Origin of the sequence: Geodermatophilus poikilotrophus, from assembly GCF_900111455.1 — a bacterium.
In the GTDB taxonomy this organism is placed as follows: domain Bacteria; phylum Actinomycetota; class Actinomycetes; order Mycobacteriales; family Geodermatophilaceae; genus Geodermatophilus; species Geodermatophilus poikilotrophus.
This window is the reverse complement of the sequence record NZ_FOIE01000002.1, coordinates 253,925-280,691: the sequence shown is the minus strand read 5'-3', so window position 1 is coordinate 280,691 and position 26,767 is coordinate 253,925. Positions and strand designations below refer to the sequence as shown.

22 protein-coding genes are annotated in these 26,767 nt (G+C 77.1%); 16 read left to right on the top strand and 6 right to left on the bottom strand.

Going from position 1 to position 26,767, the window contains the following annotated elements; translation table 11 throughout:
* Nucleotides 1-161 precede the first annotated feature (161 nt).
* Together BMW27_RS05790 and BMW27_RS05785 are read left to right on the top strand one after the other, a co-directional pair.
* Nucleotides 162-1,238 (top strand): alkaline phosphatase family protein, encoded by a 1,077-nt coding sequence (locus tag BMW27_RS05790; protein WP_245743326.1) that lies wholly within the window; start codon nucleotides 162-164, stop codon nucleotides 1,236-1,238.
* Between the two features lie 101 nt (nucleotides 1,239-1,339).
* A complete protein-coding gene (locus tag BMW27_RS05785) occupies nucleotides 1,340-2,584 on the top strand; it encodes a serine hydrolase domain-containing protein (RefSeq protein WP_091440491.1) in 1,245 nt (414 codons plus the stop codon).
* A 12-nt stretch (nucleotides 2,585-2,596) separates the two neighbouring features.
* On the opposite strand, the gene BMW27_RS05780 is transcribed toward BMW27_RS05785, so the two are convergent.
* The 3 genes from BMW27_RS05780 to BMW27_RS23250 all read right to left on the bottom strand — a co-directional run bounded on the left by BMW27_RS05780 (nucleotide 2,597) and on the right by BMW27_RS23250 (nucleotide 5,167).
* Nucleotides 2,597-3,538, bottom strand: coding sequence for a ferredoxin family protein (locus tag BMW27_RS05780; protein ID WP_091440489.1), 942 nt, complete (start codon nucleotides 3,536-3,538; stop codon nucleotides 2,597-2,599).
* 43 nt (nucleotides 3,539-3,581) lie between these two features.
* A complete protein-coding gene (locus BMW27_RS05775; RefSeq protein WP_342707420.1) occupies nucleotides 3,582-4,580 on the bottom strand; it encodes a cupin domain-containing protein in 999 nt (332 codons plus the stop codon).
* Nucleotides 4,581-4,888: 308 nt separating this feature from the next.
* Nucleotides 4,889-5,167: a BatC protein gene (locus tag BMW27_RS23250; protein ID WP_091441461.1), complete on the bottom strand. Its 279-nt coding sequence runs from the start codon at nucleotides 5,165-5,167 to the stop codon at nucleotides 4,889-4,891.
* 215 nt (nucleotides 5,168-5,382) lie between these two features.
* On the opposite strand from BMW27_RS23250, the gene dinB reads away from it, so the two are divergent.
* The 3 genes from dinB to BMW27_RS23245 all read left to right on the top strand — a co-directional run bounded on the left by dinB (nucleotide 5,383) and on the right by BMW27_RS23245 (nucleotide 7,667).
* A complete protein-coding gene (dinB, locus tag BMW27_RS05765; protein ID WP_091440488.1) occupies nucleotides 5,383-6,591 on the top strand; it encodes a DNA polymerase IV in 1,209 nt (402 codons plus the stop codon).
* A 173-nt stretch (nucleotides 6,592-6,764) separates the two neighbouring features.
* Nucleotides 6,765-7,241, top strand: coding sequence for a DUF3040 domain-containing protein (locus tag BMW27_RS05760; RefSeq protein ID WP_245743325.1), 477 nt, complete (start codon nucleotides 6,765-6,767; stop codon nucleotides 7,239-7,241).
* 90 nt (nucleotides 7,242-7,331) lie between these two features.
* Entirely contained in the window at nucleotides 7,332-7,667 is a 336-nt protein-coding gene (locus BMW27_RS23245) for a DUF2750 domain-containing protein (protein ID WP_091440486.1), read from the top strand.
* Nucleotides 7,668-7,754: 87 nt separating this feature from the next.
* On the opposite strand, the gene BMW27_RS05750 is transcribed toward BMW27_RS23245, so the two are convergent.
* From BMW27_RS05750 to BMW27_RS05740, 3 genes are read right to left on the bottom strand one after another with little or no spacing between them, the layout of a single operon-like run.
* Complete coding sequence (locus tag BMW27_RS05750) at nucleotides 7,755-10,133, bottom strand: transglutaminase-like domain-containing protein (protein ID WP_091440485.1); 2,379 nt, start codon at nucleotides 10,131-10,133, stop codon at nucleotides 7,755-7,757.
* Complete coding sequence (locus BMW27_RS05745; RefSeq protein WP_091440483.1) at nucleotides 10,130-11,491, bottom strand: DUF58 domain-containing protein; 1,362 nt, start codon at nucleotides 11,489-11,491, stop codon at nucleotides 10,130-10,132. The genes BMW27_RS05750 and BMW27_RS05745 overlap by 4 nt, the downstream gene beginning before the upstream one ends.
* 1 nt (nucleotide 11,492) lies before the next feature.
* The gene (locus BMW27_RS05740; RefSeq protein WP_091440482.1) at nucleotides 11,493-12,473 is read right to left on the bottom strand and encodes an AAA family ATPase; all 981 of its coding nucleotides are present in this window, start codon (nucleotides 12,471-12,473) and stop codon (nucleotides 11,493-11,495) included.
* A gap of 460 nt (nucleotides 12,474-12,933) precedes the next feature.
* Between BMW27_RS05740 and mraZ the strand changes: the two genes are divergently transcribed.
* The 11 genes from mraZ (at nucleotide 12,934) to BMW27_RS05685 (ending at nucleotide 26,763) form a co-directional block, all read left to right on the top strand.
* Nucleotides 12,934-13,368, top strand: coding sequence for a division/cell wall cluster transcriptional repressor MraZ (gene mraZ / locus BMW27_RS05735; protein WP_091440481.1), 435 nt, complete (start codon nucleotides 12,934-12,936; stop codon nucleotides 13,366-13,368).
* 499 nt (nucleotides 13,369-13,867) lie between these two features.
* Entirely contained in the window at nucleotides 13,868-14,860 is a 993-nt protein-coding gene (gene rsmH / locus BMW27_RS05730) for a 16S rRNA (cytosine(1402)-N(4))-methyltransferase RsmH (RefSeq protein WP_091440480.1), read from the top strand.
* 448 nt (nucleotides 14,861-15,308) lie between these two features.
* On the top strand, nucleotides 15,309-15,728 hold the full coding sequence (gene ftsL, locus BMW27_RS05725) for a cell division protein FtsL (RefSeq protein WP_139206831.1): 420 nt from the start codon (nucleotides 15,309-15,311) through the stop codon (nucleotides 15,726-15,728).
* 2 nt (nucleotides 15,729-15,730) lie between these two features.
* On the top strand, nucleotides 15,731-17,551 hold the full coding sequence (locus BMW27_RS05720; RefSeq protein WP_091440478.1) for a peptidoglycan D,D-transpeptidase FtsI family protein: 1,821 nt from the start codon (nucleotides 15,731-15,733) through the stop codon (nucleotides 17,549-17,551).
* Nucleotides 17,552-17,742: 191 nt separating this feature from the next.
* Nucleotides 17,743-19,314, top strand: coding sequence for a UDP-N-acetylmuramoyl-L-alanyl-D-glutamate--2,6-diaminopimelate ligase (locus BMW27_RS05715; protein ID WP_091440477.1), 1,572 nt, complete (start codon nucleotides 17,743-17,745; stop codon nucleotides 19,312-19,314).
* Between the two features lie 5 nt (nucleotides 19,315-19,319).
* On the top strand, nucleotides 19,320-20,720 hold the full coding sequence (locus BMW27_RS05710) for a UDP-N-acetylmuramoyl-tripeptide--D-alanyl-D-alanine ligase (RefSeq protein WP_245743356.1): 1,401 nt from the start codon (nucleotides 19,320-19,322) through the stop codon (nucleotides 20,718-20,720).
* Nucleotides 20,717-21,796, top strand: coding sequence for a phospho-N-acetylmuramoyl-pentapeptide-transferase (gene mraY / locus BMW27_RS05705; RefSeq protein WP_091440474.1), 1,080 nt, complete (start codon nucleotides 20,717-20,719; stop codon nucleotides 21,794-21,796). The genes BMW27_RS05710 and mraY overlap by 4 nt, the downstream gene beginning before the upstream one ends.
* Before the next feature lie 68 nt (nucleotides 21,797-21,864).
* Nucleotides 21,865-23,403, top strand: coding sequence for a putative lipid II flippase FtsW (ftsW, locus tag BMW27_RS05700; RefSeq protein WP_245743324.1), 1,539 nt, complete (start codon nucleotides 21,865-21,867; stop codon nucleotides 23,401-23,403).
* Nucleotides 23,400-24,497: an undecaprenyldiphospho-muramoylpentapeptide beta-N-acetylglucosaminyltransferase gene (gene murG / locus BMW27_RS05695; RefSeq protein ID WP_091440469.1), complete on the top strand. Its 1,098-nt coding sequence runs from the start codon at nucleotides 23,400-23,402 to the stop codon at nucleotides 24,495-24,497. The genes ftsW and murG overlap by 4 nt, the downstream gene beginning before the upstream one ends.
* Entirely contained in the window at nucleotides 24,494-25,963 is a 1,470-nt protein-coding gene (murC, locus tag BMW27_RS05690) for a UDP-N-acetylmuramate--L-alanine ligase (protein ID WP_091440466.1), read from the top strand. Before murG ends, murC begins: the two co-directional genes overlap by 4 nt.
* Nucleotides 25,960-26,763, top strand: a complete 804-nt coding sequence (locus BMW27_RS05685; protein WP_245743323.1) for a cell division protein FtsQ/DivIB — start codon at nucleotides 25,960-25,962, stop codon at nucleotides 26,761-26,763. The genes murC and BMW27_RS05685 overlap by 4 nt, the downstream gene beginning before the upstream one ends.
* Nucleotides 26,764-26,767 lie beyond the last annotated feature (4 nt).

Genomic DNA, 26,767 nt, shown 5'->3' with positions numbered 1-26,767 from the left:
CCCGTCCCGGGTCCCGCCCTGAGCCCGCGAGCGGGAGGGGGGCAGGGGGTCCTTCCACGGACGGGGTCCGCCGACTCCCCGACGACCTGGTCCGCCCCGGCTACGGAACGGCCAGCCTCGCCGACGTCCTGCCGGGCGTCGCCACCGCGCTCGGCGTCCCGGTGCAGCGCGGCGACCTGCCGCCCGACCCGCTCGGCCTCAGCGCCGCGCTGGCCGGCGCCCGCCGGGTCGCCGTCCTGCTGGTCGACGGGCTGGGCGCCGACCTGGTCCGCGCGCACGCGGACCTCGCCCCCACCCTCGCCGGGCTCGCCACCCCGGCCGGGGACCTCTCCGCTCCCTGCCCGAGCACCACCCCGGTCAGCCTCACCACCCTGGGCACCGGCCTGCCGCCGGGCAGCCACGGCGTCCTCGGCTTCGTCACGGCGGTGCCGGGGGAGGACCGCACGCTCAACCACGTCCAGTGGGCCGACGACCCCGACCCGGCCGTGTGGATGTCGCGGCGCAGCGTCTTCGAGCAGGCCGCCGACGCGGGGGTCGAGGTCAGCGCCGTGGCGCCCTACGCGTTCCGCGGGTCGGGGCTGTCGAACGCCGCCTACCGCGGCGCGCGCTACACCGGCACCGTCGGCGCCGGTGACCTGGCCGCCGTCCTGCTCGAGTCGCTGGCCGCCGCGCCGCGCACCCTCGTCTACGGCTACACCGCCGAGCTCGACCTCACCGGCCACGTGCGCGGCGTCGACTCGGCCAGCTGGCGCGCCCAGCTGGCCCTCGTCGACCGGCTCGTCGAGCAGGTCGTCGACGGGCTGCCGGACGACGCCGCGCTGCTGGTCACCGCCGACCACGGCATGCTCGACGTCCCGGCCGGCACCCGGCTCGACCTGGACGCCACCCCGGAGCTCACCGAGGACGTCCGGCTGCTGGCGGGGGAGCCGCGGGCGCGCTACCTGCACGCCGTGCCCGGGGCCGAGGCCGACCTGCTCGCACGGTGGCGGGAGGTCCTCGGCGAGCGGGCCTGGGTCGCCGGCCGCGACGAGGCCATCGCCAGCGGCGTCTTCGGTCCGGTGGACGACGACCTGGCGGGGCGCATCGGCGACGTCGTGGCGCTGGCCCGCGGCACCTGGGCGCTGGTCGCGACCGAGCAGGAGCCCGGCCCGAGCCGGCTGGTCGGCTACCACGGCTCACTCACCGCGACCGAGCTGGCCATCCCGCTGCTCGCCGCGCGGGGCCGCGCCCTCGCCTGACCGCGGGGACGGCGGCGTTCGTTGACCCCTGGGGCGGTGGGGACGACAGTGCCCCGGCGACCGGCGCTCGACGTGCCGATCCCGGCAGGGCGGAGTCCCCGATGACCGTCAGACCAGCACGATCCGTCCCCACGGCCCTCGCGGCGGCGGTGCTGACGACCGTCCTGTTCGCCCCCGGTGCCGCAGCGGCCCCGCCCGCCGCACCGGTGGCAGCGGACGTCGGCGCCGACCCGGCCCTGGTGGCGGCACTGCGGGGCGACCTGGAGGAGTACCTGGGGGCGCGCGGGGCGGTCGAGCACGTCTCGGCCGCCGGGTTGAGCGTCAGCCTCCCGGACCGGCTGGAGACGATCGACGTCAGCGCCGGGACCACCGAGTTCGGCGGGTCGGTGCCGGTGCAGCCGGACGCCCTCTGGCAGATCGGCAGCAACACCAAGGCGTTCACCTCGGTGCTGCTGCTGCAGCTCGAGGCGGAGCGCCGCCTCTCGATCGACGACCCCGTCAGCCGGTGGTTGCCGCAGTACCCGCAGTGGCACGACGTCCCCATCCGGCGGCTGCTGGACATGACCAGCGGCATCCCCACCTACGACGACCAGCCGGCCTTCCTGACTGCGCAGGCCGCCGACCCGCTCCGGGAGTTCACCCCGGCGGAGCTGGTCGGCTACGCGGTCGAGGCCCCGGCCACCTCCGGGTACAGCTACTCGAACACCAACTACGTGCTGGCCGAGATGATCGTCGAACGGGTGACCGGGACCGGCTACGCCAACCAGCTCTCCGCCCGGCTCCTGGTCCCGTTGGGACTCCGGGACACGTACTACCGCTCGCACCTCTACCCCCCGGCGATCGCCGACCGCATGCCGGCCGGCTACTACACCCGGACCGACGAGCCGGAGCTGTCCCCGCTGAGGGGACGGGACGTCAGCCGGATCTCGCCGTCCTGGGCGCGCGGCGCAGGCGCCATCGTGAGCACGACGGCCGACATGACCCGGTGGCAGCGAGCCCTGTACGACGGGTGGCTGCTGCCGCCGCAGCAGCAGGCCGAGCTGCTGAGCCTGGTCTCGACGGCGACGGGGGAGCCCATCGAGGCGACGGGCCCCGACGACCCGAGGGGCTTCGGCCTGGGGGTCGCCCAGATGACCGACGCCCTGGGCACCTTCTGGTTCTACGAGGGCGAGACCCTCGGCTTCCGCCTCCTGCACGCCTACTTCCCGGAGTCCGGGCTGATCGTCGACATCGGCTTGAACAGCAGACCCGACGAGGACCAGCTCGGGGCGCTGGCGTCGCGGGTGTACGAGACGCTGGTCGCGCAGGGGGCCCTCGGGCCCGCCCCGGGCGGCGCCGGGGCCTGACTCCGGGGGGACTCAGACGCCGGGGAGCAGCCGGACGTGCCAGGTGTGGCCGTGCGCGGGGTGCGTCGCCCGGCAGGTCAGCGGCGCCGACTCCTCCGACGGGCGGCTCTCGACCTCGGTGACCACGTCGCCGTCCGGCCCGGCCAGGGTGACCACCCACCGCTCGACGTCCACCCCGGCAGGGGTCAGCCGGCGCACGTCACGCGGCGGCAGGTCGTCGACGCCGAGCAGCGCGAGCTCCGCGCGGACGGTGTGCTGGGCCGCCTGCACCGGCGCGGGCACCCCCGACCGGCCCCGCAGCCAGGGCAGCGCGACCCGGCCGGCGGCGTGCGCGGCGACCAGCTCGGCGCCGTCGTCGGGCACCTGCCCGTAGTAGAAGCCGTGCGGCAGCACGAGCACGTTGCTGGCGAACCGGCAGCCGCCCAGGTGGCTGCACTCCCAGACGTCGTCGGTGGGCATCGTCCGGGCCAGCGGCCGGCCGCGCAGCGCACAGCACGCGTCGTGCCCGCCGTGAGCGCACACCAGGTAGAGCGGGTCGTCGGTGCGCGTCCCCACCGACCCGTCCCAGGGGACGTCGACGAGCTGGGTGTCGGTGTCGCGGACCGACCACCACACGCCCTCGGCGCCGGGCCGGCCGTCGACGTAGGCCCAGCGCCGCTGCGAGTCGGCCAGCCGGTCGCCGGGACGGCGGACCAGCAGCACCCGCACGCCCTCGGCCCGCGCCCGGTGCGCCAGCCGTGGCGCGGCAGCCGGGTCGAAGCGCGACTGCGTCAAAGCGTCCATGCCCCACGGACCCGGCTGCTCGACCAGCAGCCAGCGCTGCGCCGGGGACGCGGTGGCCACGCCGGAGTCCCCGCGGACCAGCGCCTGCACCGAGCAGCGGTCCGGGTCGAGCCGTCCCGCGGGGAGTCCGGGCGCTGCCGCGACCTGGCAGAAGTCGGCCGGAGCGCTCACGGGAGGGGACGCCGGAGCACCCGCGCCCGGGAGCCCGGCCGGCTCACGATCCGTTCCCGGGCGCGCGCTCACGCCCCCCATGGTCCTCCGCGGTCGCACCGGGCACGGTCGCGATCGACTCGGTCACCAGCCGCCGGGCCAGGGTGAGCTGGTCGGCGGCGTCGAGCCCGGGCAGGTCGGCGACCTTCAGCTCGCCGGCGGCCAGCAGCCCGGCCACCGCCGGCCGGGTCTCGGCGGGCAGCTCCAGGGACCGCCGTCCGGCGACCAGGGTGACCCGTCCGTCGGCGGCCTCGCGGAGCTGGCAGCGCAGCCGGCGGCGCAGCCGGAGCATGGTGTCGGGGGAGAGGCCGGCCGCCGCGGTCGCCTGGGCCAGCGGGGCCACCGGCTCCGGGCGGACCTGCGACCAGGTGCGGGCCCGCAGCCGGTCGGCGACCTCGGCGGGATCGACCCGGTCCAGCCAGCCCTTGAGCGCGGTCACAACCGTCGCGACGTCGTCGGCGACCGCGGCCGGGTCGGCGAGGTCGACGCCCAGCGGCAGCGAGCGGCGCAGCTCCGGGTCCTCGGTGGCGAGCACGCGGACCAGGTCCAGGGCGGACTCCGCGGCCGCCCACCGGGTCACCGAGTGGATGCCGATGGTCAGGTGCGCGCTGATCGCGCCGAGCGCGGTCGCCGAGTGCAGGTAGCCGCGCGGCAGGTAGAGGGCGTCGCCGGGGCGCAGCACCGCGTCGATCACCGGCTCGCGCTCGGCGGCTGCGGCCACCGCGGCGGCCCGGTCGTTCCACGGCTGGGTGCGCAGCGGGTCGGGCAGTACCGGCTCGTGGATGCGCCAGTGCTTCTCACCGGCCACCTGCAGGACGAAGACGTCGTGGACGTCGTAGTGGGGGGAGAAGCCGCGCGAGGACGGCGGCGTGATGTAGGCGTTGACCTGCGTCGGGTGGCCGAGGTCGGCGGCCAGCTGGTCGGCGAACTCGATCAGCGGCGGCCACAGCCGGTGCAGCCCCTGCAGGACGACGGTGCTGCCGTCGGCGAACAGCCGCAGCACCGCGTCGGACGAGACCTGGTCGGCGACCTCGGCGCCGGCGCCGCCGGACGTGGTGAAGCGCTTGGGGTCGACGACCGCGCCGTCCTTGGCGATCCGCAGGAACGGGGTGCGCAGCCCACGGCGGGACAGCAGCTCGTCGACCGCGGCGAGGTCGAGCAGGTCGTCGAAGGAGCCGCCCGTCTCCTCGGCGCGCGTCAGCAGCGGCCGGCGGGCCCAGTGGTCCTCGGCGAAGACCTGCGGGTCGAGTGCGGTGCACCGACGCAGGGCCGGCCGGGGATCCGGCCGGCCCTGGGCGGTGTGGTCCTCGGTCAGGCGGAACCGTCCGCGCCGCCGTCCGCGCCACCGTCGGCACCGCCGTCCGCGCCGCCATCGGCCCCGCCGTCCGCGCCGCCATCGGCCCCGCCGTCCGCGCCGCCGGCGGCACCGCCATCGGAACCGCCGCCGGCGGCACCGCCGTCGGCCGGGCCGTGGCCGGCGCCGCTGTCGGCGCCGCCGTCCGCGCCACCGTCGGAACCGCCGCCGGCGGCACCGCCGTCGGCCGGGCCGTGGCCCTCGGTGCTGGTCATGTCGTCGTCGTCGAGAGCCATGGGGTCTCCCCATCACGTCGGGTCCGGGCCGCCGGCCGGCGGCCCTCCGGGGGGTGCTGTACCTCGGCCATCCTGCTCTCACACACCTGCCCCGACCAGCGGTGACGGCAGCCGGGCAACAGCTCGGTCACGGTGCCGCGTCGAGGTGCCGCGGTGGCGCCCGGGGCGTTAGCGTCCCCCTCGGGTCGAACACGCGTTCGAGGTCGGGAGGGTCGGTGTCGTCGGGGTCGTCGTCCCGTGCCGCGGGCTGCACCGTGCTGCACGTCGACATGGACGCCTTCTTCGCCAGCGTCGAGGTGCGCCGCCGGCCGGAGCTGGCCGGGACGCCGGTGATCGTGGGCGGGGCCGGCAACCGCGGTGTGGTCACCTCGGCCACGTACGAGGCACGCCGATACGGGGTGCACGCGGCGATGCCCACCTCCCGCGCGCTGCGGCTGTGCCCCACGGCGACGGTGCTGCCGGGGGACGTGGCGCTCTACGCCGAGGTGTCCCGCTCGGTCATGGCGCTGTTCCGCTCGATCACACCGCTGGTCGAGCCGCTGAGCCTGGACGAGGCGTTCCTCGACGTCTCGGGTGCGGGGCGGCGGCTGGGCGACGCGGTCGCGATCGGTGAGTACCTGCGCGCCCGCGTCTTCGACGAGCAGGGCATCACCTGCTCGGTCGGCGTGGCCGGCACCAAGTTCGTGGCCAAGCTCGCCTCGACCGCCGCCAAGCCCGACGGGCTGCTGGTCGTCCGGCCGGCCGAGGTCATGGCGTTCCTGCACCCGCTGCCGGTCGGCGCGCTGTGGGGGGTGGGCGCCAAGACCGAGGAGGTGCTGCTGCGGCTGGGGCTGCGCACCGTCGGCGACCTGGCGCACGTGCCGGTCCGCACCCTGCAACGGGCGGTGGGCCCGGCGGCCGGCGCGCACCTGCACGAGCTGTCCTGGGGGCGCGACCCGCGACGGGTGGTGCCCGACGAGCCGGAGCGGTCGACCGGGCACGAGGAGACCTTCGGCACGGACGTCGACGACCCCGCCGTCATCCACCGGGAGCTGCTGCGGCTCTCCGAGCGGACGGCGGGCCGGCTGCGCTCGGGCGGCTGGCTGGCCCGCACGGTGACGATCAAGGTCCGCTTCGCCGACTTCACCACGATCACCCGCAGCCGCACCCTCGACGTCGCCACCGACGTCGGGCAGGACGTCTACGACACCGCCCGCGCCCTCTTCGACGCCCTCGGCCTGGACCGTGCCCGCATCCGGCTGATCGGCGTGCGCGCCGAGCGCCTGGTGCGGGCCGGGTCGACCCCGCGGCAGCTGGAGCTGGGCGCCCGGGAGCACGGCCGCCGGGAGGCCGAGCTGGCCGCCGACCGCGCCGCCCGCCGGTTCGGCGCCGGTGCGGTCCGCCCGGCGACGCTGCTGCGACGGGACGGGCAGCGCGCTCCCTGACCCGCCGCACCGCCGGTGCGCGGCACCCGACGAGGTGGCCTCCGACCGGGTGGCGGGAACTCCGGCCGCACCCCGTTCGTCTCCCCGCCGAGGCCGTGGGCCACCCACCGGGGTGATCGCGGCGAGCCCGGGGCGGCTCGCCTTTCGCACCCCGCGGAGGGCTCGTATCCTCGGTGTCACCGACGGCGGGCACCGCCGTCGGGTTCTTGGCTTTGGCCCACGTGGAGGTCGACGTGCCGCTCTCCGAGCACGAGCAGCGACTGCTGGAGCAGATCGAGCGCGCCCTCGTCGATGACGATCCCAAGTTCGCCTCGTCGGTCCGCAGCGGTGACCGCCGCGGCAAGGCGCGTCGCAAGCTGCAGCTGGGCTTCCTGCTGTCCGTCGTCGGCATGGCCGCCCTCATCGGCGGTGCGGTGATCCCGTCGGTGCCACTGGGCGCCCTCGGTTTCCTCGTCGCGTTCGGCGGGCTGGCGCTCGCCGTCCTGAACTACCGCTCGGCCACCGGCGTGGTCGAGGCCGGCCCCGGCGGACCGGCTGGTGGCTCGGCTCCCGGCCGCGGCGGCCGGGCCGGGCGCGGCGGTGGCAAGGTCCGCCGCCAGCCGCTGAAGAACCGGCTCGAGGAGCGCTTCCGCCGCCGCTACGACCAGTAGCCCGGCAGTCCCCGACTCCGCATGACAGCCGCCGTCCCTCCCGGACGGCGGCTGTCGGCGTCTGGGGCCCCGATCGACGCAGGAGGCACCGTGACCGACCCCGACCCGTCCGCCGTCTGGGACGAGCTCGCCGCCTCCGGGGGGCTGTGGGCCTGGGGCGACGAGGACGGCGTGGCCCCGTGGACCGACGGCGGACACGACGTCCTCCCGCTGTGGACCGGCGCGGACCGGGCCGAGGCCGAGTCGCTCGCCGACGCCGAGCCCGGTGAGGGGCCGGTGTTCCTCGACGTCGACGCCCTGCTCGAGGCGATCCCGGAGTGGGTCGCCGCCGGGGTCGAGGCGGCGGGGCTGGAGTCCGAGGGCGGGCGGTTCCTGCTCACCGTGCCGATGGCCGAGTTCACCGAGCGCCTGCTGCGCCTGCAGTAGGAGGACCCCAGGAGGACCCCGGCCTCCTCACCGCTCGCAGGCTCGCGGCGAGCCTCTGGACGGGGCCGGGTGGGGAGCGGGTCCCTCTCAGCCGCGCAGCGGCGTCCGGCGGCCCCACCGCGGGCGGGCCAGGGTGTCGCGCAGCCCGGCCAGCAGGGACGGCGGCCACAGCAGCGCGCGCAGCCGGGCTCCCCGGGGTGCCGCGGCCAGCAGCCCACGGCGGGCGGTGGCCAGGTCGGCCCGCAGTTCCGGGCCGACGGCGGGGACGCTGCCCGGGCGGGCGTAGCTGGCCGCCTCCTCGGCCCGCGCCAGCCGGGTGACCGCCTGGGCCACCCCGGACGCCGGGACCTGCCGGCGGTGCTGCCGGTGCGCGCCGCCGCCGGGCTCGGCCGCCTCGGTCAGCTGCTCGGCCACCTGCCGCGGCGTCCGCGCAGGGTCGGCGGTCCGGCCCAGGTCGAGCGCGGTGGCGGCGAGCTCGTCCCACAGCGCCGCCGGGCTCCCGGTCGCCAGCCGGCGCCGGCGCTGCAGCACCCGCAGCCCGGCCGGCGCCCCGGCCAGCGCCAGCACGGCGAGGACGGCGCCCGCGCCCCGCAGCACCGGCGCCCACGAGCCGGCCTGCTGGGGCGCGGTCTGCGGCAGCGGGACGTCCTGCGGCGCCGGCTGCTGCTGCGGCCCCTGGGGCGTGGGCGCGGGGAGCGGCGCGGAGGTCGGGTCGGTGCGCGGGTCGACCTCCAGGTCCTGCGGCCGGGGCGCCCAGGGCAGCTCCACCGCGCGGTCGGTGTCGATCGGCGTCGGGTCGTAGGGGACCCAGCCCAGGTCGTCGAAGTAGACCTCCACCCAGGCGTGCGCGTCGTCGCTGGTGACCAGCCGGCTGCCGTCGGGCTGCGACGTCCCGGGGGTGTAGCCGAGCACCACCCGCGCCGGGACGCCGGCCGCCCGGACCAGCGCCGCCATCGCGCCGGCGTACTGCTCGCAGTAGCCCTGCCGCAGCCGCAGGAAGTCGGCCAGGTCGTCGCCGCCGGTCCCCGGCGCGGTGGTCAGCGAGTACTCGTAGTCGTTGGCCGGGTCGGTGAAGTGCCCGTAGACCGCCTGCACCCGCTCGTAGGGCGTCTGCGCGCCGGCGGTCAGCGTGGCGACCAGCTCGTCGACGCTCGGGTCGAGGTCGGGCAGCGCGGTGTAGCGCTGCACCAGCGGCAGCTCCGGGGGCAGCGGACCGGCCGTGGCCAGCTCCTCCGGCGTGGGCCGCGGCTCCACCGCCGCCACCGTCCAGGTCTGCCCGGCCGTGGACACGTCGCGGCCGAACACCGTGCCGGTGCCCGGGTCGAAGCGCCACTGCGCCGGCTCGGCCACGTCCACCGACTGGGGCGCGTAGAACAGCGGGAGGAAGCGGTCCTCGTGGCCGAGGGCGGTGACCAGCGCGTCGACCGGCCGGCCGCCGCGCCGTCCGGGGAGGCTGGCCAGCTCGTCCTCGTCGGCGACCGCGGTCTCGCCGTCCAGGTTGCCGAGCGTCCAGCCCTCCGCGGCGTCGTAGACGTCCAGCGCCACGACGCGCAGGTACCCGGGGTCGGGCACCGAGGCGTTGACCTGCAGCAGGTCGACCGGCTCGTCGAGGGTCAGCTGGCCCTGCAGCGCCGCGGCCGGGTCGAGGGCGGTCCCGGTGGAGCCGCCGCCCCCGCCGCGGCCGAAGCCGCCGGAGAAGGTGCCCTCGGTCAGCGTGGGGACGACGGCGCCGACCACCAGCCCCAGCACCACGGCCACCGCCCCGGTCCGGACGGCGGTGAGCGTGCCGGCCCCCAGCAGCGGGCGCCGTCCCTCCGGTGACCGCCGGCCCAGCCGCCGGTGCTGGTCGGCGAAGAGCAGCAGCGCGAGCCCCGCCGCCGGGGCGGCCACCGGCAGCACGCCGATCGTGCCGGTCACCGTGCTGACCGGCACGCAGAACAGGACCAGCAGCCCCAACCCGGCCAGCGCCGGCTGGCGGGCGCCGACCGCCACCAGGTCCACGACGACCGCGACCAGGCCGGCCAGCAGCGTGGTCAGCGTGACCAGCCCGGTCAGCGGCAGCGCGGGCGTGGACTGCTCGGCCAGCTCCACCGTCCCCTCGGCCATCACCGTGCCGAGGTCGGCCAGGCTGCCGCTGGTCGGCAGCCAGCCGCCCCAGGCCTGCTCCGGGGCGAACAGCGCGGTGAGCACGCAGGCCAGCACGACGAGCTGGCCGGAGGGGACGGCGACGGCGACGAGCGCGGTCCACCAGCCGGGCGCCGTGCGGTCCCCGGCGAGCGCGGCGCCGCCGACCCGCAGCAGCAGGCCGCCCGCGGCGACGGCGACGACCGCGGCGAGCACCGGGGGCAGCCAGTCGCCGTCGGTGAAGACCGGCACCAGTGCGAGGGTGCCCAGGGCGGTCGCGACGGCGGCGGCCACCGTCGTCCCGGTGTCGCGCAGCAGGCCCCGCGCCGTCTCGCCGGTCACCGGGCACCCCCCTGCAGGACGCCGGGCCGGGCGACCTGCGCCCACACGTCGGCCACCGGGTCCCCGGCGCCCGCGAGGGCCACCTGCCAGCCGCCGGCGCGCAGCAGGTCCGCCGCCGCCTCCTGCTGGCGGGTCAGCTCGGCACGCGCGGCGGCGCCGACCGGCCGGCGGCGGCGGGCGGCGTCGACCTCGGCCCAACTGCCGATGTCGGCGAGGACGGCGACGTCGGCGGCCGGGCCGGAACGCACCCGCACCAGCTCGGCGGCCTCGTCGGGGCCCACGGCCCCCAGCAGCGCCACGACCGGCCCCTCGCCGGCCGCGCGGGTCAGCAGCCCGAGGCCCGGGGCCAGCCCCGCCAGCCGGGAGGGCGCCACCCCGGCCAGCCGGTCCAGCAGCTCCTCGGGGCCGAGCCCCGCGCCGCGCTCGACGGCGGTCAGCTCGGCGCCCTCGGTCACCACCCGGAGCGATGCACCGCGGGCGATCAGCTCGGTGCCGATGCTCGCCGCCGCCTCCACCAGCCACTCGAGGCTGTCGGCCGGGGGCGCGTCGGGGCCGGTGGTGGCGACGGCGCGGCGGTCGGCGGGGGTGGGGCGGGCGATGAGGTGGGCGCGGGAGCGGGTGTCCAGCAGCAGGGTCGCCTGTGCGCGCCAGGGCCGCTCCTCCAGCCGCACCACCAGCTCGCCGGCGCGGGCGGTGGCCCGCCAGTGCACCTTGCGCAGGTCGTCACCCTGCCGGTACGGCCGGGTGCTCACGTCGTCCTCGCCGTGGACGGCGATCGAGCGGTGCGCGCCGGAGCCCCCGCCGCCCTGCCCGCCACCCGGACCCCCGGGGCCCAGTGGCACGACGCGGGGGACGACGACGAGCGCGGCGGTGTCGGCGCCGACGACGCTGCGCAGCACCAGGCCGAAGGGGTCGACCAGTCGCAGCCGCAGCGGGCCGAGCCGGTAGCGGCCCCGGCGTCCGCCGTGCACCCGGTAGTGCAGCGTCGTCGACCGGCCGCCGGGCAGCCGGTCCACGACGAACTGCGGGGCCGGCCCGAGCTCCACCGGCAGGGTCTCGGCCAGCAGCCACAGCCCGCCGGCGCCGCGGCCGGCGTTGCCGAGCTCCAGCCGCACGTCGGCGTCCCGCCCGCGCGGCACGCGCGCGGGGGTGACGGTGCGGCGGGTGGCGACCCGGAAGCGGTGCCGGGCCACGGCCACGGCCGACAGCAGGGGCAGCGCCAGCACGAAGACCGCCACCTGCACCAGGGGCGTCTCGCCCAGGAGCACGCCGAGCAGGAGCAGGGTGAGCCCGGCGGCGACCAGGCAGCGGCCGCGCAGCGTCAGGCTCGCCAGTGCGGTGGCGACCGGACCGGCCACCTCAGCGCCTGCGGAGGACGGGGACGGTCCTGAGCAGGTCGGCGACCACCTGCTCGGCGGTGCGGCGGGAAGCCGCGGCGTCCGGGGTCAGCAGCAGGCGGTGGGCGAGGACCGGAACGGCCATCGTCTGCACGTCGTCGGGGAGCACGTGGTCGCGACCGGCCAGCGCCGCGGTGGCGCGGGCGGTGCGCAGCAGCTGCAGCCCCGCACGCGGCGAGGCGCCCAGCCGCAGGTCGGGGGAGCGGCGGGTGGCCTCGACCAGGGCCACGACGTAGCGGCGCACCGCCTCGGAGACGTGCAGCCGCCCGACGGCGGCGACCAGCGCGCGCACCCCCGCCGCGTCGGTGGCCGGCGTCAGCGTGGTCAGCGGGTCGGTGGTCACCAGGTCGTCGAGCATGGCCAGCTCGGCCTCGCGGTCGGGGTAGCCCATGGAGACCCGCGCGGTGAACCGGTCGCGCTGGGCCTCGGGGAGGGGGTAGGTCCCCTCCATCTCGATCGGGTTCTGGGTGGCCATCACGAGGAAGGGCCGGGCCAGCTCGTAGCTGACGCCGTCCACGGTGACCTGCCGCTCGGCCATGCACTCCAGCAGCGCCGACTGCGTCTTGGGGGAGGCGCGGTTGATCTCGTCGGCCACGACGATGTTGGCGAAGACCGCGCCCGGCTTGAACTCGAACTCCCGGGTCTCCTGGTCGTAGATCGACACCCCGGTGACGTCGCTGGGCAGCAGGTCGGGCGTGAACTGGATGCGGCGCACGCTCGCGTCGACCGAGCCCGCCAGCGCCTTGGCCAGGGTGGTCTTGCCGACGCCCGGCACGTCCTCGACCAGCAGGTGGCCCTCGGCCAGCAGCACGACCAGCGCCAGGTGGACGACGTCGGGCTTGCCGTGGACGACGCGGGCCATGTTCGCCGCGATGCGGGCGCCCTCCGCCGCGACGTCGACCGGGGCCTCGGTCCCTGCGGCGGTCGGCGTCACCTCGGTCACGCGTCCTCCTCGCTGTCCCCCGCAAGCGCGAGGTGCTCCCCACCCGTCGGCCGCCGGCCCGACGGTGCGCTGCCCGTACGTGACCTCGCGATCTCGGTCACGTCTCAACCGTACGTGGCCGACCGCGTCCCGGGAGTGTCGTCGGCCACGGGGCGAGCCCCTCCACCGCGCCCTGCCCGGAGCCCCCACCGGCGCCCTCCACGAGCCCGCGACGGGCCCTGCCGGACGACGTCCGCGGTGGGGCGGGGTGGGACGGCACCCCACCGGGCCCCACCGCCCGGCGAGGACCCGTCGCCGGGCCGCTGACCTGCGCGAGCGGGGGTGGGGAGGACCGATCACGACATGGTGTCGAGTGGTGTCCGGTGGGGCGTAGTGGGTTACTGTGTGGCCCGGTGGGGAGGTACGGCCCGTCCCGGGGGCGCCCCGGAGCGCGAGGAGGACCGATGGGGGAGGTGATCCGGTGTTCGTCGGCAGCTATCCGTTGCGCCTCGACGAGAAGGGCCGGCTCGCACTCCCCGTCCGTTTCCGCGAGCAGGTGGCCGACGGCATGGTGATCAAGAAGGGTCAGGAGCGCTGCGTCTACGGCCTCACCATGGCCCGGGTCGCCGAGCAGAGCGCCGCGGCCGCCGCGATGGCGCCCTCCGACACCGCCGCGGCCCGCATGCGCGCCCGCATGAGCTTCGGGTCGATGGTCGAGGTCGAGCCGGACAAGACCGGCCGCATCACCATCCCCGCCAACCTGCGCGAGTACGCCGGCCTCGACCGCGACGTGGTCGTCGTCGGCGTCGACACCCGCTTCGAGATCTGGGACGCCGCCACCTGGGACGCCTACGTGGCCGAGCAGGAGGCCAGCTACGCCGACATGGAGAGCGAGGGGATGCCCACCCTCTCCTGATCCCGACGTCCCGTTCCGCCGACCCTCCGGGCCCTCCCGCCGACCGAGCCGACTTCCCCGCGGCTCGACCGGAGCGGCCCGAGCCACCTTCCCCGCGGCTCGGTCCCAACGGCACCGGAGGAGACGCACCGCCCACCGGGCACGCCGCCGGCCCCCACCGGCGCGGGCCCGCCCGTCCCCGCGGGGCTCCACCTGACGTACTTCCCCGACGCCAGGCGGACCCCGCGGGGGGCGGGCCGGGCGCCTGCCGTGGGCCGGAACCCCACCCCGCTCCACGCCCCCCACCCCACCCCACCGCCCGGCCGGCCCCACCCACCCCGTCCCGCCCTCCCGCCCGGCCACACCCACCCCGTCCCGCCCTCCCGCACCGGGCGCCCCAGGAGCGTCCCCGAGGACCGGCGACTCGCCGCTGCGCTCCGCCCCCCGACCGCCGTTCGGCCCCACCATGGACGGGCCTCCGCGCCCGAGGGCGCCCCGACCCGTTCAGGAGCCGCCGACGATGAGCAGCACCGAGCCGGCGCTGGGAGGGCGGGACTCGCCCCCGGCGCACGTGCCCGTGCTGCTCGACCGGGTCACCGAACTGCTCGCCCCTGCCTGCGCGGCCGACGGCGCCGTCCTCGTCGACGCCACCCTCGGCCTGGCCGGGCACTCGCTGGCCCTGCTGCGCGCCCACCCGGGGCTGCGGCTGGTCGGCCTCGACCGCGACCCCGACGCCCGCGCCGAGGCCACCCGCCGGCTCACCGACGCCGGCGTCGCCGACCGGGCCACCGTCGTCCCCGCCGTCTTCGACGAACTGCCCGAGGTGCTCGACCGGCTCGGCCTGGCCGAGGTGCAGGCGGTCCTGTTCGACCTCGGCGTCTCCTCGCTGCAGCTCGACCGGCCCGACCGTGGCTTCAGCTACGCCGCCGACGCCCCGCTGGACATGCGGATGGACCCGTCGGCGCCGCGCACCGCCGCCGACGTCGTCAACGGCTATCCCACCGACCGGCTCGCCCGGGTGCTGCGCGTCTACGGCGAGGAGCGCTTCGCCACCCGCATCGCCCAGGCCATCACCCGCGAACGGGAGCGCGCGCCGTTCACGCACACCGAGCGGCTGGCGCACCTGGTGCGCGACTCGATCCCCGCCGCCACGCGCCGGACCGGGGGGCACCCGGCCAAGCGCACCTTCCAGGCGCTGCGCATCGAGGTCAACGACGAGCTCGGCGTGCTCGAGCGGGCGCTGCCGGCCGCGCTCGACGCGCTCACCGTCGGCGGCCGGATCGCCGTCATCACCTTCCACTCCCTCGAGGACCGCATCGTCAAGCAGACCCTCGCGGCCGGTGCGGTGGACCGGACGCCGCCCGGGTTGCCGGTGCCGCTGCCCGAGATGGGCCCGACGCTGCGGCTGCTGACCCGCGGCGGCGAGGCGCCGTCGGAGGCGGAGGTCGCGGCCAACCCCCGGTCGGCCTCGGCCCGCGTGCGGGCCGCCGAGCGCATCCGGCGGGCCGCGTGAGCGCCACGGGGACGACGGCGGGCCGGACGATGCCGCCCACGACGACGCACGGGCCGCGGACGCGGCCGACCAGCGACCGTGAGGAGGCCGCATGAGCGCCACCGCACGCGCGGCAGGGAGCCCGGCCGAGGGCCCTCCCGGCCGCCGGACCGCGCCCCCGCTGGAGGAGGGCGCCCCCCTCCTCCCGGGGGCTCGTCGCAGCCCCCGCTCGGGCAGGCCCCGTCCCGAGCCCCACCGCGAGCCCGCGAGCGGTGAGCGGGACGCGGTCCTCCTCCGGAGGGTGGAGAGGACGGCGTCCTCCCCGGAGCCGCCGGCGCGCGCCACGGGCAGCACCGCGCGGGCGGCCGGCCCGGCTCCGGCCCGGTCGGGCCGCGCGCACACCGCCCCGGTGCGCGTGGGCGCGCCGCGGAGCCGCCCGGCGGCCCGGCCCGCGGCGTCCACCGGCCCGGTGAGCCGCACGGCGGCCGGCTCACCGGTGTCCCGCCTGCGCACCACCGTCGGGGACCACCGCGCGCCCGTCGTGCTGCTCGTCGTGACCCTGCTGGTGGCGACCGCGCTGGGGCTGCTGTTCCTCAACACCGCCATCGCGGTCAACTCGCTGAAGGCGACCCAGCTGGCGGCCGCGAACGAGGACCGCGCCCAGCAGCTGCAGCGCCTGGAGCAGCAGGTCGTGTCCGGTGGCACGCCCGCCGAGCTCGCACGCGAGGCACGCGCCGCCGGCATGGTCCCCGCCGGTGCGGCCGCCTACCTGGTCGTCGGGGAGGACGGCACCGTCACCCTCCGCGGCGAGGCCGTCCCGGCCGAGGAGCCGGAGCCGGCCGAGGTCCCGGCGATCCCGCCGCCGCCCGTGGCCGGGGGTGGGGACTGACCGTGGCCCGTCCACCTCGTCCGCCCGCGCCCCGCCGGCGTCCCGCGCCGCCGCTGCGCGACGGGGGCGGCGCCTTCACCTCCCGCCGCGCGCCCGGCAGCCGCCGGCTGGCCGGCGCGCTCCAGGTCAGCCGTCGGCGCTACAGCATCGGCTTCGTCCTCGTCGTCGTCCCGCTGCTGGTGATCACCGGCAAGCTGTGGCTGCTGCAGGGCGTCGACAGCGGGCAGTACGCCCTCGCCGCCACCCAGGACCGCATCCGGGTCCAGGACATCGCCCCGCTGCGCGGCGCGGTGGTCGACCGCGACGGCGACCCCCTAGCCTACACCGTCGCGGCCTCCCGGATCACCGCCGACCCGACGCTCGTCGACGACCCCGCGCGCACGGCGCTGGCGCTCACCACGCTGCTCGACGTCCCGAGCTCCGAGCTGACCGACCGGCTCTCCCGCGACGGCCGGTACGTCGTCCTGGCCTCGCAGGTGTCGCCGGAGACGGTCGACGAGATCGAGGAGCTGGGGCTGCCCGGCGTCTTCTCGGAGGACGACCCGGTGCGGCTCTACCCGGCGGGGTCGGTCGCCGGACAGGTCGTCGGCTTCACCGGCCGGGAGGGGCACGGGCTGGCCGGCATCGAGCAGAGCCTCGACGAGCAGCTGGCCGGCACGCCGGGGGAGCGGCGGGTCGAGGTCGGCAGCGGCGGGCACCCGATCCCCTCCGGCATCGACGACTCCACCCCCGCCGTCGACGGCAGCACCGTCGAGCTCACCCTCGACTCCGACCTGCAGTTCGTCACCGAGCAGCGGCTGCAGGAGGCCTGCCAGGACGGCGCCACGACGCGCGCCTCGGCCGTCGTCCTCGACGTGCACACCGGTCAGGTCGCCGCCATGGGCTCCTGCCCGGGCTACGACCCCGGCAACTACTCGCGGACCGACCCCGAGCTGCTGGGCAACCCGATCGTCTCCAGCGTCTTCGAGCCCGGCTCGGTGCTCAAGGCGGTCACGCTGGCCGCGGCGATCGAGGAGGGCAAGGCGACGCCGGAGACCGTGCTCAGCGTGAACGGGCGCATCGACGCCGGGGACAGGATCGTGCGCGACGCCCACGACCACCCGCCGATCGACTGGACGGTCACCGGCATCCTCGCCAAGTCCAGCAACGTCGGCACGATCATGCTGGCCCGCGAGGTCGGCGACGCGAAGCTGGAGGAGTACCTGCGGGCCTTCGGCCTCGGCCGCACCACCGGGATCGAGCTGCCCGGCGAGAGCGCCGGCATCCTCCAGGACTCCGCGGAGTGGACCGAGAGCCGGGCAGCCAACGTGCCGATCGGGCAGGGCGTCTCGGTGACCACCCTGCAGATGGCGTCGGTCTACCAGGCGATCGCCAACGACGGGGTGCGCATCGAGCCGCGCATCGTCTCCTCGGTCGGCGGCGAGTCGGCGCCCGTGCCGGAGAGCACCCGGGTGCTGAGCGAGTCCACCGCCGACGACGTCGCCTACATGCTCGAGGCCGTCGTCGGCCCGGGTGGCACCGCGCCGCTGGCGCAGGTCGACGGGTTCCGGGTGGCCGGCAAGACCGGCACCGCGCAGCGGGCCAACCCCGAGTGCGGCTGCTACGACGGCGGCGGCTACGTGACGACGTTCGTCGGGTTCGCCCCGGCCGACGACCCGCAGTACGTCGTCGCGGTCGACCTCGAGCGGCCCACGAGCAACGAGGAGGGCGGCCAGGTCGCCGCCCCGGTGTTCGCCGACATCCTGCGCCAGGCACTGACCGCCGACGGCATCGTGCCGTCCGGGACGCCCCGGCCGGACTTCGTGCTGACCGGCCCGGAGTAGGAGAAGGACCCTCCTGCCCCCACCGCTCGCAGGCTCGCGGCGGGACCCTGCAGGAGGGCCGGTCCAGCACCTCACCGGGCTCGCGGCGGGACCCTGCAGCAGGGCCGTTCCAGCGCGTCACCAGTGGCGGTGGCGCGCCCACCGCGTGTGGGCGGCGGGCCGCAGGAGGCCCGCCGGTAGATTGGAGTCCCGTGAGCCAGAGCGGGAGGAGGACGGCGTCCCGGCCGACGGGGACCGGTCCCCTGACCCTCGCCGACCTCGCCGACCTGCTGGGCGCGCCCGTCCAGGGTGACGCCGGCACCGCCGTCGGCGGCGTGACGCTGGCCTCCGGGGAGGTCGGGCCCGGAGACCTCTACGCCGCCCTGCCCGGCGCCCGCACGCACGGCGCCCGGTACGCCGCCGACGCGGCGGCGCGCGGTGCGGCCGCCGTCCTCACCGACCCGACCGGCCGCGAGGAGGCCGCCGCCACCGGCCTGCCGGTGTGCGTCGTCGACGACCCGCGCGGCCTGCTCGGCGCGGTGGCGGCGCGGGTCTACGGCGAGCCGGCCCGGCGGCTGCAGGTCATCGGGATCACCGGCACCAACGGCAAGACGACGACGAGCTACCTGGTCGAGGCGGGCCTGGCCGCCGCCGGCCGCGGCACCGGCCTGGTCGGCACCGTCGAGACGCGCACCCGCGGTCGCGCGGCCGACGGCACGCCGACGGTCACCACCCTGCCCAGCGTGCGGACGACACCGGAGGCGCCGGCCCTGCACGCGCTGCTGGCCCGGATGGCGGACTCCGGCGTGCAGACGGTCGTCATGGAGGTGTCCAGCCACGCGCTGGTGCTCGGCCGGGTGGGCGGCATCCCGTTCGCCGCGGCCGGCTTCACCAACCTCGGCCGCGACCACCTGGACTTCCACACCGACATCGAGGACTACTTCCTCGCCAAGGCGCGGCTGTTCGACGGCCGGGCCGCCGTCGAGGTGGTCGACGTCGACGACCCGTACGGGCGGCGGCTGGCCGGCATGCTCGGCGACCGCCGCGCGGTCACCGTCTCCGGCCAGGGCGCCGACGCCGACTGGACGGCGACCGGCCTGGCCCCCGCCCCCGGCGGCGGGACGGCGTTCACCCTCACCGGCCCGGGCGGGCGCAGCTGGCCGGCGCGGGTGCGGCTGCCCGGGGCGTTCAACGTCGCCAACGCCGTCCTGGCCGTGGCGCTGCTCGACGCGGTCGGCGTGCCGGTGGAGACGGCGCTGACCGGGCTGGCCGAGACGGTCGTGCCCGGCCGGATGGAGCCGGTGGACGCCGGCCAGCCGTTCGTCGCCGTCGTCGACTACGCGCACACCCCCGACGCCGTCGCCACCGCGCTCGCCGCGCTGCGCGCCGACACCTCCGGCCGCGTCCTCACCGTGCTCGGCTGCGGCGGCGACCGCGACCCCGGCAAGCGGGCGGCGATGGGGGAGGCCGCGGCGCGCGGCAGCGACCTGCTCGTCGTCACCGACGACAACCCCCGCTCGGAGGACCCGGCCGCCATCCGCGCGGCGGTGCTCGCCGGCGTCCCGGCCGACCGGCGCGGCGACGTGGTCGAGATCGGCGACCGGCGCGCCGCGATCACCGAGGCGGTCGCCCGCGCCCGGCCCGGCGACGCCGTCCTGGTGGCCGGCAAGGGCCACGAGACCGGCCAGGACGTGGCCGGCACCCTGCACCCCTTCGACGACCGCGCCGTGCTGCGCGAGGCCCTGGCGCAGCGTGCGCCGGCCGGAGTGGAGCCCAGAGCGTGATCGAGATGAGCCTGGCCGAGGTGGCCGGGGCGGTGGGTGGCCGGCTGACGCCGGACACCACCGGCACCGTCCGCGGGAAGGTCACCGTCGACTCCCGTGCCGTGGCCCCCGGCGACCTGTTCGTCGCCGTGCCGGGGGAGCGGGTCGACGGGCACGACTTCCTGGCCGCCGCCGCGGACGCCGGTGCGGTCGCCGCGCTGACCACCCGTCCCGACGGCGCGCTGCCCTGCGTGGTCGTCGAGGAGCCGGTGGCCGCGCTCGGCCGGCTGGCCGCGGCGGTGCACGCCCGGCTGACGGCCGGGCGCCCGGGGACGGGCGGGCTGGTCACCATCGGCATCACCGGGTCCTCGGGCAAGACCAGCACCAAGGACCTGCTCGGCCAGGTGCTGGCCGCCGCCGGCGCCACGGTCAGCCCGCCCGGCTCGTACAACAACGACATCGGCCTGCCGCTCACCGTGCTCGACGCCGACGAGGACACCCGCTTCCTCGTGCTGGAGATGGGCTCGCGCGGGCGGGGGCACATCGCCCGCCTGTGCCGGGTGGCCCGGCCCGACGTCGGCGTGGTGCTCAACGTCGGCTCGGCGCACCTGGGCGAGTTCGGCTCCGCCGACGGGATCGCCGTGGCCAAGGGCGAGCTGGTGGAGGCGCTGCCGGCCGAGGGCACCGCCGTCCTCAACGCCGACGACCCCCGGGTGATCGGCATGGCGCCGCGCACGCGGGCCCGGGTCGTCACCACCGGCCGGTCGGCAGGCGCCGACGTGCGTGCCGAGGACGTCGTCCTCGACGAGGCCGGCCGGGCCGGCTTCACGCTGGTCACCGGCGGGGCGCGTGCCAGGGTGCGGCTGCAGGTGGTCGGCGAGCACCAGGTCGCCAACGCGCTCTCGGCCGCCGGAGCCGCGCTGGCCGCCGGGATGGCGCCCGACGCGGTCGCCGCCGCGCTGTCGGCCGCCGTGCCGCGCAGCCGCTGGCGGATGGAGGTGACCCGCCGGGACGACGGCGTCATCGTCGTCAACGACGCCTACAACGCCAACCCCGAGTCCATGCGGGCCGCGCTGGCCGCGCTGGCCGGGCTGCCGGCGCGGCGGCGGATCGCCGTCCTCGGCGCGATGGCCGAGCTCGGCCCCGGTGCCGCCGACGAGCACGAGCGGCTGGGCCGCGACGCCGTGGCCGCCGGGGTGGACCTGGTCGTGGCCGTCGGACCGGATGCTGTAGGGATAGCCGACGGGGCGCTCGCCGCGGGTGCCCGCGACCGCGAGGGCGCGGTGCGCGTGCCCGACCGGGCGGCTGCCCGGGAACTGCTGACGGAGGTGCTGGTGCCCGGTGACGTCGTGCTGGTGAAGGCCAGCCGGTCCTACGGGCTCGAGGTGCTCGCCGCCGACCTCCTCGCCGCCGGGGCAGGCGCGTGAGGTCGATCCTGATCGCGGCCGCGTTCGGCCTGGTGATCTCCATCCTGGCCACACCGGTCGCCGTGCACCTGTTCCGCCGCAAGGGCTTCGGGCAGGAGATCCGGGACGACGGCCCCGAGAGCCACCTGGCGAAGAAGGGCACGCCCACCATGGGCGGCACCGTCATCGTCGGGGCGACGGTCGGCGGCTACCTGATCGCCCACCTGTTCCTGCTCAACCAGCCCGGCCGCGGGGTGACCGCCAGCGGCCTGCTGGTGCTCCTGCTCATGGTGGGCCTGGGCACCGTCGGCTTCCTCGACGACTACCTGAAGATCCGCTTCCGCCGCAGCCTGGGGCTGAACAAGACCGCCAAGCTGGTCGGCCAGCTGGTGGTCGGGGTGGCCTTCGCCGTCCTGGCGCTGAACTTCCCCGACGAGGCCGGCATCACCCCGGCCTCGGAGTTCGTCTCCTACGTGCGCGACATCGACCCGCTGTTCCTCGGGTCGGTGGGCTTCGTGGTCCTGGCCTACCTGTTCATCGCCGGGTTCTCCAACGCGGTCAACCTCACCGACGGCCTCGACGGGCTGGCGGCCGGCTGCTCGGCGATGGTCTGCGGCGCCTACACGATCATCTCGTTCTGGCAGTTCACCCACGACTGCACCAGCGAGCTGCTCGAGGGCTGCTACATCGTCCGCGACCCGCTCGACGTCACGCTGGTCGCGGCCGCCGGGCTGGGCGCGTGCCTGGGCTTCCTGTGGTGGAACACCAGCCCGGCCCGGATATTCATGGGCGACACCGGCTCGCTCGCCCTCGGCGGGCTGCTGGCCGGGCTGGCCGTCGTCACCCGCACCGAGCTGCTGCTGGTCGTGCTCGGCGGGCTGTTCGTCGCGGTGACGCTGTCGGTGGTCATCCAGGTGGCCTTCTTCCGGGCCACCCGCCGCCGGGTGTTCCGGATGGCCCCGCTGCACCACCACTTCGAGCTCGCCGGCTGGACCGAGAACACGGTGATCGTCCGCTTCTGGCTGGTGACCGGGATGTCGGTCGCCTTCGGGCTGGGCCTGTTCTACGCCGACTGGCTGGCGATCGCCGGACTGTGAGGGACAGGCTGCTGCGACACGCCCCGACGGTCCGCCGGGAGACCCGCCCCGGCGGCCACGATGGCCGGATGGAGTCCACCGGCGTCCCGACCGCACCCGGGCGGCGCCGGACCGGGCCGGCCGGGCGCCGGACGCCGGTCCGCCGGTTCGCGGCACCGGCCTGGCTCGACGGTCCCATGACCAGCTGCCAGCTGGTGATGGGCGCGGCCGGCATGCTCCTGGCCATCGGCCTGGTCATGGTCTTCTCCGCCTCGGCGATCGAGGCCGCGCTCAACGACCAGCCGGCCTGGCGGCCCGGTGTCGACCAGGTCGTCTTCGCCGTCATCGGCCTGGTCGCGCTGCTGGTGGCGGTGCGGCTGCCGGTCGGCCTGGTGCGCCGCTGGGCGCCGATCGGCCTGCTCGTCGCCGCGGCGCTGCTGGTCGCGGTGCTCGTGCCGGGCATCGGCATGGAGCTCAACGGGTCCCGGGCCTGGATCGACCTGGGCTTCACCAACTTCCAGCCCTCCGAGCTGGCCAAGCTGGTCTTCGCCCTGTGGGGCGCGCACATCCTGGCGGTGCGCGACCGCTTCCTCACCGTCAGGACGCTGCTGGTCCCGCTGCTGCCGGTGTTCGGCGTCCTGTCGTTCCTGCTCTACCTGGAGCCGGACTTCGGCGGGGTCGTCAGCCTCGGCCTGGTGCTGGTCGGCCTGCTGTGGGCCGGCGGCCTGCCGCCCCGCTGGTTCGCCGGCTTCCTCGCCGTGGGCGTGGCCGCCGTGGTGCTCATGGTCGCCGTCGCCCCGTACCGCATGGAGCGGGTCACCTCGTTCCTCGACCCGTTCGCCGACCCGTCGGACAGCGGCTTCCAGGCCATCCGCGGCTTCTACGCGCTGGCGACCGGCGGGCTGTGGGGTGTCGGGCTGGGCAACAGCGCGATGAAGTGGAACCTGCTGCCCGAGGCGGAGTCGGACTACATCTTCGCGATCCTCGGCGAGGAGCTCGGCTTCCTCGGCTGCCTGGTCGTGGTCACCCTCTACGGACTGCTCGCCCACGCCGGTTTCCGCATCGCCCGCCGCACGGCCGACCGCTTCGTGCAGCTGGCCTGCGTGGCGATCACGGTGTGGCTGGTCGGGCAGGCGGCCCTGAACATGGGCTACGTGGTGGGTCTGCTGCCGGTCACCGGCCTCACGCTGCCGCTGGTCTCCGCCGGTGGCACCTCGCTGGTGCTCACCCTGTTCATCGTGGGGCTGCTCATCCGCTTCGCCCGCTCCGAGCCCGAGGCCGTCGAGCACCTGCGCCGGGCCGACCGCAACCGGCTGTCCCGCTGGCTGCTGCCGGTGCCCGAGCAGCCCGTCGACCCGCTGCGCCCGCGCCGCGCCCGCCGTCCCGCGGGGCCGGGCGAGGACTCCGGCCGCGCGCCCGAGCGGCTCGCGCGTCCCTCCGCCGTCCCCGGTGCCCGCACCGTCGCCCGCGTCGTCCCGGTCCCGCCGGGGGAGCGCACCCCGCGCGAGCGGGTGCCGGCCCGCGAGCGGCGGACGACGGACGGCCGCGGCCGGGTCCCCGAGGCCCGCCGGCAGCCGCCGCCCCGGGCCCGTTCCACCACCCCCGAGCAGCTGCGGCGGCCGCGGTGAGCGTCAGCGTCGTCCTGGCCGGCGGCGGCACCGGCGGCCACATCGAGCCGATGCTCGCCCTCGCCGACGCCCTGCTGCGCCGCGGCGCGATCGAGGGGGGCCTGCGGATCACCTGCCTCGGCACCGCCCGCGGCCTGGAGACCCGGCTGGTCCCCGCCCGCGGCTACGACCTGCGGCTGATCCCGCCCGTGCCGCTGCCGCGCAAGCCCACCCTCGACCTGCTGCGGGTGCCCGGCCGGGTGGCCCGCTCGGTGTCCGAGACCAGGGCGCTGCTGCGCGAGCTGTCCGCCGACGTCGTCGTCGGCTTCGGCGGCTACGTGGCGCTGCCGGCCTACCTGGCCGCCCGCCGCGAGCAGGTGCCTGTCGTCGTGCACGAGCAGAACGCGCTGCCCGGCCTCGCCAACCGCGTCGGTGCGCGGATCGCCGAGCGGGTCGCCGTCACCGTGCCCGGCACGCCGCTGCGCGGCGCCGCGCACGTCGGCATGCCGCTGCGGACGGCGATCAGCACGCTGGACCGCCCCGTCCGGCGCGCCGAGGCCCGGGCGACCTTCGGCCTGGACCCCGGCCGGCCCACGCTGCTGGTCTTCGGCGGGTCGCAGGGCGCGGCCTCGCTGAACCGCGCCGCGGTCGGCGCGGCCGACGCGCTCACCGCCGCCGGGGTGCAGGTGCTGCACGCCCGCGGCCCCAAGAACATCGACGTCACCGTCCCCCCGCGGGCACCCGGGCAGGCGCCCTACGTCGTCGTCGACTACCTCGAGCGCATGGACCTCGCCTACGCCGCGGCCGACCTGGCCCTGTGCCGGTCGGGCGCGGTCACGGTGGCCGAGCTGTCCGCGGTCGGGCTGCCGGCGGTGTTCGTGCCGTTGCCCATCGGCAACGGCGAGCAGCGGCGCAACGCCCTGCCCGTGGTGGAGGCCGGGGGAGGACTGCTGGTGGACGACGCGGACCTGTCGCCGTCCTGGATCGAGGAGCACGTCATCCCGATGGTCACCGACCCGGCCACGCTGGCCCGGTACGCCGAGCACGCCGCGGCCGCCGGCGCCCGGGACGCCGACGAGCGCCTGGCCGACATCGTGCTGGAGGTGGCCCGGTGAGCGCGGCTGCGGTGGCGGCCTGGACCGACCCGGTGCCGAGCCTCGAGGAGCTCGGCGCAGTGCACTTCGTCGGCATCGGCGGCGCCGGGATGAGCGGCATCGCCCGCATCCTGCTGGCCCGCGGCGTGCCGGTCTCCGGCAGCGACCGCCGCGACACCCCGACCCTGCTGGCGCTGCGCGCGCTCGGTGCCCGGGTGGAGCTCGGCCACGACCCCGCGCACCTGGGCGACGCCGCCACCGTCGTCGTCTCCACCGCCATCCGCGAGGACAACCCCGAACTCGCCGCCGCCCGCGAGCGGGGTCTGCGGGTGCTGCCGCGTGCGGTGGCGCTGGCCGCGGTGATGGCGGGCAAGCGCAGCGTCGCGGTGGCCGGCACGCACGGGAAGACCTCGACCACCTCGATGCTCACCGTCGCGGTGCAGGCGTGCGGCGTGGACCCCTCCTTCGCCATCGGCGGCGACCTCAACGAGTCGGGCAGCAACGCGCACGCCGGCGGGGGCGACGTCTTCGTCGCCGAGGCCGACGAGAGCGACCGCTCCTTCCTGCTGCTGGCCCCGCACGGCGCGATCGTCACCAACGTCGAGGCCGACCACCTGGACAACTACGGCGACCTGGCCGCGGTCGAGGCCGCCTTCGACCGGTTCGTGCAGACGCTGGACCCGGCCGGCTTCGTCGTCCTGTGTGCCGACGACCCGGGCTCGGCGCGGCTGCGCACCGTGCCGACCCCGGCCCGCGTGCGGACCTACGGCACCGCCGAGGACAGCGACCTGCGGCTGGTCGACGTCGAGGTGAGCCCGGAGACCACCGCCTGGACCGCCGTCCTCGACGGCGACGTGCTGGGCCGGGTGTCGATCCGGGTGCCGGGCGAGCACATGGCCCGCAACAGCGCCGCCGCGCTGCTGGCTGGGCTGGAGCTCGGCCTGCCCGCCGAGGGGCTGATCACCGGCCTGGGCCGCTTCGGCGGGGTGCACCGCCGCTTCGAGCTCAAGGGCACCGTCGGCGGGGTGCGGGTCTACGACGACTACGCCCACCACCCGACCGAGGTGGAGGCGCAGCTGCGCGCCGCGCGGGCGGTCGCCGGCTCCGGTCGGGTGGTCGTGGCCTTCCAGCCGCACCTGTACAGCCGCACGCGGGAGTTCGCCGCCGCCTTCGGTGCGGCCCTCGGCCTGGCCGACGAGGTCGTGGTCATGGACGTCTACGGCGCCCGTGAGGACCCGGTCCCCGGCGTCACCGGCGCCATGGTCGCCGACGCGGTCGCCCTGCCGGCCGAGCGGGTGCACTTCGAGCCGTCCTGGTCCGCCGCGGCCCCGGCGCTGGCCGACCGGGCCGGCCCCGGCGACCTGGTGATCACCATGGGTGCCGGCAACGTGTCCATGGTCGGCCCGGAGGTCCTCGAGGCGTTGCGGGCCCGGCTGGCGCCGCCCGGCTCGCCGGACGGCGGCGACCCGGGGGGTCCTCCGCGGTGAGCCGCTCGGGGACCACCACCAGCGACCGCGCAGGCGGGGGGTCCTCGCGGGCCGGTGTCGAGCGCCGCCGTCCGGCCGCCCGGCGGAGGCCGCGCCGGGACACCCCGGCCGATCGGCGACGACGGCTGCTCCTCCGCGGCGCGGTCGCCACCGCGGTGCTCGGCCTGCTGGCCTGGCTGCTGTGGGCAGGTCCCGTGCTCGCCGTGGCCGACGTGCGGGTCGACGGCGCGGGCACGCTGACCGCCGCCGAGGTCCTCGACGTGGCGGGCATCGCCGAGGGGACACCCCTGCTGCAGGTCGACGTCGACGCTGCCGAGACCCGTGTCGCCCGGCTGCCGCAGGTGGCCGGCGTGGAGGTGACCCGCGGCTGGCCGCGCAGCGTCGTGGTCACCGTGGTCGAGCGGGTGCCGGTCGCGGTGGTCGACGTGTCCGGCACCCGCTCGCTGGTCGACGCCGACGGCGTGCTGTTCGACACGGTCACCGGCGACCCGCCGGCCGGGGTGGTGCCCCTCGACGTCGACGACCCCGGACCCGAGGACCGCGCGACCCGCGCGGCGCTGACCGCCCTGGTCGCGCTGCCCGAGGACGTCCGCGGCGACGTGGCCGACGCCCAGGCGGACAGCGCCGAGGACGTCACGCTCACCCTCGAGGACGGCACCACCGTGCTGTGGGGGAGCGCGGAGGAGGCCGGCGCGAAGGCCGACGCGCTCGTCGCGCTGCTCGGCCAGCTGCGGGCCGGGACCCTCGCGGCGGCCGACACCATCGACGTCAGCACCCCGTCGGCGGTCGTCCTCCGATGACAGG